This is a genomic window from Streptomyces silaceus (assembly GCF_001419745.1).
Classification (GTDB): domain Bacteria; phylum Actinomycetota; class Actinomycetes; order Streptomycetales; family Streptomycetaceae; genus Streptomyces; species Streptomyces silaceus.
On the sequence record NZ_LIRJ01000150.1, the window covers coordinates 1 to 7,659 of the forward strand.

Annotated in this window: 8 protein-coding genes, 1 other RNA gene and 1 pseudogene; 9 read left to right on the forward strand and 1 reads right to left on the reverse strand. The window is 68.8% G+C overall.

Annotation, left to right across the window (positions count from 1 at the left end; genetic code table 11):
* The first annotated feature begins 111 nt into the window (after positions 1–111).
* Together prfB and AOK22_RS15980 are read left to right on the forward strand one after the other, a co-directional pair.
* Positions 112–1,218 (forward strand): peptide chain release factor 2, encoded by a 1,107-nt coding sequence (gene prfB / locus AOK22_RS15975; protein ID WP_055699324.1) that lies wholly within the window; start codon positions 112–114, stop codon positions 1,216–1,218.
* Between the two features lie 280 nt (positions 1,219–1,498).
* On the forward strand, positions 1,499–2,167 hold the full coding sequence (locus AOK22_RS15980; RefSeq protein ID WP_055699325.1) for a hypothetical protein: 669 nt from the start codon (positions 1,499–1,501) through the stop codon (positions 2,165–2,167).
* A gap of 140 nt (positions 2,168–2,307) precedes the next feature.
* On the opposite strand, the gene AOK22_RS15985 is transcribed toward AOK22_RS15980, so the two are convergent.
* Positions 2,308–2,499: a hypothetical protein gene (locus AOK22_RS15985; protein ID WP_055699326.1), complete on the reverse strand. Its 192-nt coding sequence runs from the start codon at positions 2,497–2,499 to the stop codon at positions 2,308–2,310.
* A gap of 240 nt (positions 2,500–2,739) precedes the next feature.
* Between AOK22_RS15985 and ftsE the strand changes: the two genes are divergently transcribed.
* The 7 genes and pseudogenes from ftsE to AOK22_RS42210 form a co-directional block, all read left to right on the forward strand.
* The gene (gene ftsE, locus AOK22_RS15990; protein WP_055699327.1) at positions 2,740–3,429 is read left to right on the forward strand and encodes a cell division ATP-binding protein FtsE; all 690 of its coding nucleotides are present in this window, start codon (positions 2,740–2,742) and stop codon (positions 3,427–3,429) included.
* A gap of 53 nt (positions 3,430–3,482) precedes the next feature.
* Positions 3,483–4,400, forward strand: coding sequence for a permease-like cell division protein FtsX (gene ftsX, locus AOK22_RS15995; RefSeq protein ID WP_055699328.1), 918 nt, complete (start codon positions 3,483–3,485; stop codon positions 4,398–4,400).
* Positions 4,401–4,478: 78 nt separating this feature from the next.
* On the forward strand, positions 4,479–5,678 hold the full coding sequence (locus tag AOK22_RS16000) for a S41 family peptidase (protein WP_055699329.1): 1,200 nt from the start codon (positions 4,479–4,481) through the stop codon (positions 5,676–5,678).
* An 18-nt stretch (positions 5,679–5,696) separates the two neighbouring features.
* Positions 5,697–6,218, forward strand: a complete 522-nt coding sequence (gene smpB / locus AOK22_RS16005; RefSeq protein ID WP_055699330.1) for an SsrA-binding protein SmpB — start codon at positions 5,697–5,699, stop codon at positions 6,216–6,218.
* A gap of 134 nt (positions 6,219–6,352) precedes the next feature.
* Positions 6,353–6,722: a transfer-messenger RNA gene (gene ssrA, locus AOK22_RS39145) on the forward strand.
* A 250-nt stretch (positions 6,723–6,972) separates the two neighbouring features.
* A complete protein-coding gene (locus tag AOK22_RS16010) occupies positions 6,973–7,245 on the forward strand; it encodes a hypothetical protein (protein WP_063795270.1) in 273 nt (90 codons plus the stop codon).
* Positions 7,242–7,659, forward strand: a pseudogene (locus tag AOK22_RS42210) (collagen-like protein); the annotation flags it as partial. The gene AOK22_RS16010 and the pseudogene AOK22_RS42210, both read left to right, overlap by 4 nt.

The following is a 7,659-nucleotide window of genomic DNA, read 5'->3' on the forward strand; positions in this document are numbered from 1 at the left end:
CCCCAGGGAAGCCCCACCGCCCCGCAGGGAAAATCGCCCCTCGCCCCGGAGGGGGCACCGTTGCAGCCCCGCACGGGAAACCGCGGTTGCCGCAACCGTTACGCTGGAGTCGTGGCAGTCGTCGATGTTTCCGAAGAGCTCAAGTCCCTCTCCTCGACCATGGAGTCGATCGAGGCCGTCCTGGACCTCGACAAGATGAGGGCCGATATCGCCGTGCTCGAGGAGCAGGCGGCCGCGCCGTCCCTGTGGGACGACCCCGAGGCGGCGCAGAAGATCACCAGCAAGCTGAGCCACCTCCAGGCGGAGGTGCGCAAGGCCGAAGCGCTCCGCGGTCGCATCGACGATCTCGGCGTTCTCTTCGAGATGGCCGAGGAGGAGGACGACCCGGACACCCGCGCCGAGGCCGAGTCCGAGCTCACCGCCGTCAAGAAGGCGCTGGACGAGATGGAGGTCAGGACCCTCCTCTCCGGTGAGTACGACGCCCGTGAGGCCGTCGTCACCATCCGCGCGGAGGCCGGCGGCGTCGACGCCTCCGACTTCGCCGAGAAGCTCCAGCGCATGTACCTGCGCTGGGCCGAGCGCCACGGCTACAAGACGGAGCTCTACGAGACCTCGTACGCGGAAGAGGCCGGCATCAAGTCGACCACCTTCGCCGTCCAGGCCCCGTACGCGTACGGCACGCTCTCCGTCGAGCAGGGCACCCACCGCCTCGTCCGCATCTCGCCGTTCGACAACCAGGGCCGCCGTCAGACGTCCTTCGCGGGCGTCGAGATCCTCCCGGTCGTCGAGCAGACCGACCACATCGAGATCGACGAGAGCGAGCTGCGCGTCGACGTGTACCGCTCCTCGGGCCCCGGCGGCCAGGGCGTCAACACGACCGACTCCGCGGTCCGCCTGACCCACCTCCCCACCGGCATCGTCGTCTCCTGTCAGAACGAGCGCTCGCAGATCCAGAACAAGGCGACCGCGATGAACGTCCTCCAGGCCAAGCTCCTCGAGCGCCGCCGCCAGGAGGAGCAGGAGAAGATGAACGCCCTCAAGGGCGACGGCGGAAACTCCTGGGGCAACCAGATGCGTTCCTACGTCCTGCACCCGTACCAGATGGTGAAGGACCTGCGTACGGAGTTCGAGGTCGGTAATCCGGAGTCCGTCTTCAACGGCGAGATCGACGGATTCCTGGAAGCCGGAATTCGCTGGCGCAAGCAGCAGGAGAAGTAGAAACCGCCGAGAACGGTTTTATCGACAAGGCAACTGCCGCCCCAGAGGCGGCAGTTGCCTTTTACGTCACAGTCACATCTCCGTACGACGGTCAACTGCCCTGATATCGGACATCGCGCACGCAACGGCCTTGACGCTGCTGTGAAAAGTGGAAAGGCTAGCGTGCGGCATGCGTATTTCTGGGGCGCGTGGGATCTGTGGGGGCCGATCGATCGTCCCCAGTGGTCGCCGCCCCGGACGCTGCCTCACTGACGATTCAGCTACTGGGGGTAGCAGCCAGATGACCAAGAAGACGCGGATCCGTGTCGCGCGGATAGCAGCCGGTGCCGTGATCGCCGCCGGCGCCTCGCTGACCGCCGCGGGTGCCGCTTCGGCGCTCGACGTCGGCGTCGACCTCGGCGGCGTGAGCGCCGACGCGCACGCCGACGACACCGGTGTCGGCGTGGACGTCGGTCTGGGCGAGGACGAGGACGAGCCCACCGAGGAGCCCACGGAGATCCCGACGGAGCCCACCGAGGAGCCGACGGAGCCGACCGAGGAGCCCACCGAGCCCACGGAGGAGCCGACCGAGCCCACCGAGGAGCCCACGGAGCCCACCGAGGAGCCCACGGACCCGACGGACCCGACCGACGAGCCCACGGACCCGACCGACCCGACCGACGAGCCGACCGACCCGGGCAACGGCAACGGCACCGGCGGCAACGACACCGACCCCGACGGCGGCGGCAACACGCCCGTCGAGCAGGGCAAGGGCAAGGACAGCCTGACCGACACCGGCTCCAAGCCGGTCGAGCAGGCCGGCGACAAGACCGACAAGGGCGGCGAGCTCGCCGAGACCGGCGCCGCCGAGACCACCTTCCTGGTGATCGGCGCCGCGACGATGATCGCCGGCGGCATCGGCTTCCGCATCCTGCCGCGCCTCGTCGGCAACCGCGGCGCCGCCGCCTGATCCAGGCGATGACGCACGCGACGTACGACACGTCGTCCGCGTGAGAAAGGGCCCGGAGCTTCTCGAAGCTCCGGGCCCTTTTCACGTCGCCTGTGTCGGGCGCCGTCACTCTCCGTGCGCCGCTCCTGCCGGTGCCGCTCCTACGCGGTCTGGTGCGCCAGCAGCGCCACCGCCGCGATCAGCACCACGAGCAGCGCGATCAGTGCCGCGGGATTGAGCCCGGCGAAGGGCCCTTCCATCTGCATGCGCTCGCGATTGGCCCGGCACACGGGGCAGCGGCCTTCACTCACGGGCGCTGCGCAGTTCGCGCATACCAACCGATCCAGGGTCATGCGCTTCTCCTCCCGCACAGTTACAGCCTGCCCAACGCTACGGGCAACCCAATCGTTCCCCCTACCACTGTGCCAGCTTCCGCGGATTTCGGCGCGGTCCGCCGTTTCCCGACGGTTTCCGACTGTTCCGTTCCCACTCCCAGCCGTGACAATCGGCGCAACTCAGGACGCCGACTGCGCCGGTGTGCCGCCTTCGCGTATGGTCACGCACACCTACCCCCGGCAACCCGTGGTGCATCCGTGATCCGATTCGACAACGTCTCCAAGGCCTACCCGAAGCAGACCCGCCCCGCGCTCAGGGACGTCTCCCTCGAGATCGAGAAGGGCGAGTTCGTCTTCCTGGTGGGATCCTCCGGCTCCGGAAAGTCCACTTTCCTGCGGCTGATCCTGCGCGAGGAGCGCACCAGCCACGGCCAGGTGCACGTCCTGGGCAAGGACCTCGCACGCCTGTCCAACTTCAAGGTGCCGCACATGCGCCGCCAGCTGGGCACCGTCTTCCAGGACTTCCGCCTCCTGCCCAACAAGACCGTCGGCGAGAACGTCGCCTTCGCGCAGGAGGTCATCGGCAAGTCCCGCGGTGAGATCCGCAAGTCCGTGCCGCAGGTCCTCGACCTCGTGGGCCTGGGCGGCAAGGAGGACCGGATGCCCGGCGAGCTCTCCGGCGGTGAGCAGCAGCGCGTCGCGATCGCGCGCGCCTTCGTCAACCGCCCCAAGCTCCTCATCGCCGACGAGCCGACCGGCAACCTCGACCCGCAGACCTCCGTCGGCATCATGAAGCTGCTCGACCGGATCAACCGGACCGGCACCACCGTCGTGATGGCCACCCACGACCAGCAGATCGTGGACCAGATGCGCAAGCGCGTCATCGAGCTGGAGAAGGGCCGCCTCGTCCGCGACCAGTCGCGCGGCGTCTACGGCTACCAGCACTGACGACCCGTACCGCCCGACCGCTGTCTGTTCACCTGATCCACTGAAAGGCCGCCATGCGCGCCCAGTTCGTCCTGTCGGAGATCGGCGTAGGTCTCCGCCGCAATCTCACGATGACCTTCGCGGTCATCGTCTCCGTAGCGCTCTCGCTCGCCCTCTTCGGCGGTTCGCTCCTCATGAGCGACCAGGTGAGCAATATGAAGGGCTACTGGTACGACAAGGTCAACGTCTCGATCTTCCTGTGCAACAAGGCCGACGCCGAGCAGGACCCCAAGTGCGCCAAGGGCGCCGTCACGAACGAGCAGAAGGACCTGATCCTCGGCGATCTCAAGAAGATGCCCGTCGTGGAGAGCGTCCAGCACGAGTCGGCGGACGAGGCGTACAAGCACTACAAGGAGCAGTTCGGCGACTCCCCGCTGTCCAGTTCCCTCACGCCCGACCAGATGCAGGAGTCGTACCGCATCAAGCTGAAGGACCCGGAGAGGTACCAGGTCGTCGCGACGGCCTTCTCCGGACGTGACGGCGTGCAGTCCGTGCAGGACCAGAAGGGCATCCTGGAGAACCTCTTCGGGCTGCTCAACGGCATGAACTGGGCCGCGCGCGCGGTGATGGCGCTGATGCTGACCGTGGCGCTGATGCTGATCGTCAACACGGTGCGCGTCTCGGCGTTCAGCCGTCGTCGTGAGACCGGCATCATGCGGCTGGTCGGCGCGTCCAGCTTCTACATCCAGGCGCCGTTCATCATGGAGGCCGCCGTCGCCGGCCTGATCGGCGGAGCCGTCGCCTGCGGCATGCTCCTGGTGGGCCGCTACTTCATCATCGACCACGGCCTCGCGCTCTCCGAGAAGCTGAACCTGGTCCAGTTCGTCGGCTGGGACGCCGTGCTCACGAAGCTCCCGCTGGTCCTCGCGATCGGCCTGCTGATGCCCGCACTTGCCGCGTTCTTCGCGTTGCGCAAGTACCTGAAGGTGTGACAAGAGCCGCCAGCGTGTCAGGGCGTCGTACGGTTCAACCCGCCGTACGGCGCCCTTCATTGTCCTAGACTCACCGTCATGTCAGGCCTCGACCGGTTCGCCGACCGGTTCTCCGGGCCCCGCCGCATCCGCCGCGGGGCGGCCCTGACATTGGTCTTCGCGAGCGTCCTCGTCACCGGCGCGGCCACCGGCTCCTGGAGCGACGAGGCGGGCGAGGGCCCGAAATCCGCCGCTCCGGCGGTACGCTCCGACGCCGCTCCCGGCCAGGACGGCACCTCCGCCGACACCGCGGAGGAGGCCGCCGACGCCGCCGCCGAGGCCATGGCCGACGGCAAGTCCGGCAAGAAGGCCGCCGAGGAGGCCGTCAGCCGCAGCGGCGACCGCTGGGGCTCGGTGTACTCGCAAGGGGAGTACCAGGAGTTCGAGAAGGCCCTCGACGGCGCCTACACCGGCGTCGGGCTGTGGGCCCGGCGCGCGGCCGACGGGCGCATCGAGGTCTCCCGGGTGCAGAAGGGCGGCCCCGCGGACCGGGCCGGGCTCCGCGAGGGCGACCTGCTGAGCTCCGTCGACGGCGAGCGCGTCACCGGCCGCCCCGTCACGGAGGTCCTCGCCCTGCTGCGCGGCGACCGCGCCGGCACCCCGGTCGTCCTCGGCGTGGAGCGCGGCACGCGCGCGTGGCGCGAGACGCTGCACCGCGCCCATCTGTCCACGGACTCCGTCACGGTCACCGACCTGCCCGGCGGCGCCTCCCTGATCAAGGTCGACGCCTTCACCAAGGGCTCCGGGGAGGACGTGCGCACCGCGGTGCGCGAGGCCCCCGAGGGCGCCGGGATCCTGCTCGACCTGCGCGGGAACTCCGGCGGCCTGGTGACCGAGGCGGTCACCGCCGCGTCCGCCTTCGTCGACGGCGGCCTCGTGGCCACGTACGACGTACGCGGCGAGCAGAAGGCCCTGCACGCCGAGCGGGGCGGCGACACCGGCAGACCCGTGGTCGTGCTCGTCGACGGCGGCACGATGAGCGCGGCCGAGCTCCTCACGGGCGCCCTGCAGGACCGCGGCCGCGCGGTCGTGGTGGGCTCGAAGACCTTCGGCAAGGGCTCGGTCCAGATGCCGAGCCGGCTGCCCGATGGCTCCGTCGCCGAGCTGACCGTCGGCCACTACCGCACCCCTTCGGGGCGGGCCGTCGACGGGCACGGCATCACGCCCGACCTGGAGGCCGACGACGGGGCCGAGGCGCGGGCCGAGACAGTATTGACTGGCCTCGGACCCCCCTCCTAGTGCGAAAATGACCGCACTATGGCGAAGGAAAAGGTAAAGCGCAAGGCCGCGAAGGCCGCCGAGAAGGCACCCGCCCGCAAGATGATCGCGCAGAACAAGAAGGCGCGGCACGACTACCACATCCTGGACACGTACGAGTGCGGCCTGGTGCTGATGGGCACCGAGGTCAAGTCGCTGCGCCTGGGCCGGGCCTCCCTGGTGGACGGCTTCGTGCACATCGACCACGGCGAGGCGTGGCTGCACAACATCCACGTGCCCGAGTACGTGCAGGGCACCTGGACCAACCACTCGGCCACGCGGAAGCGGAAGCTCCTGCTGCACCGTGCGGAGATCGACAAGCTGGAGTCCAAGTCCCAGGAGACGGGTCACACGATCGTGCCCCTCTCGCTGTACTTCAAGGACAGCCGGGTCAAGGTCGAGATCGCGCTGGCCAAGGGCAAGAAGGAGTACGACAAGCGGCAGACGCTGCGCGAGAAGCAGGACACCCGCGAGACGAACCGCGCGATCGCGTCGGCACGCCGGCGGCAGGGCATCGCGTAGCCACCGGAACCGGGCGCCCAGGAATACGCTGGCACCGTCCCGCGTTGGTCACGTACGATGGGTCATGCCCCGCACGGCAGGGGCGCCGGGTCGAAAGACCCAGGGCCGAGAGGCCCGGATTGAAAAATCAACATGGGGATGATCGGTTTCGACAGCGGATGTCGAAGCAGGGGAAGCGTGTCGAGGAAGCGGCAATGATCTCGTTAACCATATGTCGCAACCAATAATCGCCAACACCAAGCGCGATTCCTTCGCCCTCGCTGCCTAAGTAGCGACTTGCGAAGTGTCAGCCCGGGGCTGTTCCCGACCCGGATCCTGGCATCAGCTAGGGAACTAAACTTCTAGACCCGGTCACGGGGTCGAGAAGGAAATCAAACAGTGACTGGGCCCGTCGGAGACTTGTTCGCGAGATCACCGGGGCCGAGAAAAGCGCAGCGAACTGCACACGGAGAAGCCCTGATTCTGCACCGTTGGACGCGGGTTCGATTCCCGCCATCTCCACAATTCCCATGTGAGGTTGAAGCCCTCTGGCCCCCGGGCCAGGGGGCTTTTTCCGTGCGTACCGCCTCTCCGTTTCGCCCGGCGTCCCTCCGTGCCGCGTCAACCTGCGTATGCCGAAAGGCTGTTGGGGCGGGTGGTGGCGGATGGGGGGCACATCTTCCGGGCATGTGACTCGTTACTGATCCGAGCGCAGGTTCGTGGCGGCCGTGCGGTTCGCGCACAGGCCGGGCAGTCAGGAGCAGGAGGCAGTCGCTTGGATGCCACCGTCACCCTCTTGGGCTCCGTTCTCGCCTGTCTGGGAGTGCTGGCCGGCGCCGTCGTGGCGTATCTCGGCAAACGCGGCGAGAACGCGCTCAACGGCTATTCCAGCCTCACGGAGAAGCTCCAGATCGAGCGCGACCGGCTGGAGCGGCAGGTCGCCGAACGCGACGCCAAGCTCGCCGAGTTGAACGCGCTGCATGCCCACGATCAGAGCGAGATCGCCCGGCTCCTCATCGCCAACGAACGGCTCGGAGGCACGCAGTGACCCACCTCGAGCGACTTCTCGCCCGCCGCTGGCGCACCGTGTTCCTCGTCTGCGTGCTGGTCGCGCTCTCCGGCGTCGCCGTGATCCTGTGGGCCCGCATCGACGCGGGCGACCGCCGCGCCGACCGGCTCGCGGCGGAGGCGGACCGGCGCGGCGAGGCGGTGTCCACGCTCGCCCGCGACGTACGGACGCTGCGCGCGCAGGTCAGGTCCCACGGCGACACGCCCGCGGCGCCGGACCCCTCCGACGCGATCGACGACCTGCTGGCGCGGGTGCGGGTGCCGTCGGGGGCGCCCGGTTCCCGTGGGGCGGACGGGGCGGACGGTTCGGATGGCTCCGACGGTACGGACGGCTCGGACGGTTCCGACGGGAAGCCCGGGGAGAAGGGCTCGCGGGGAGCGGGCGGACAGCAGG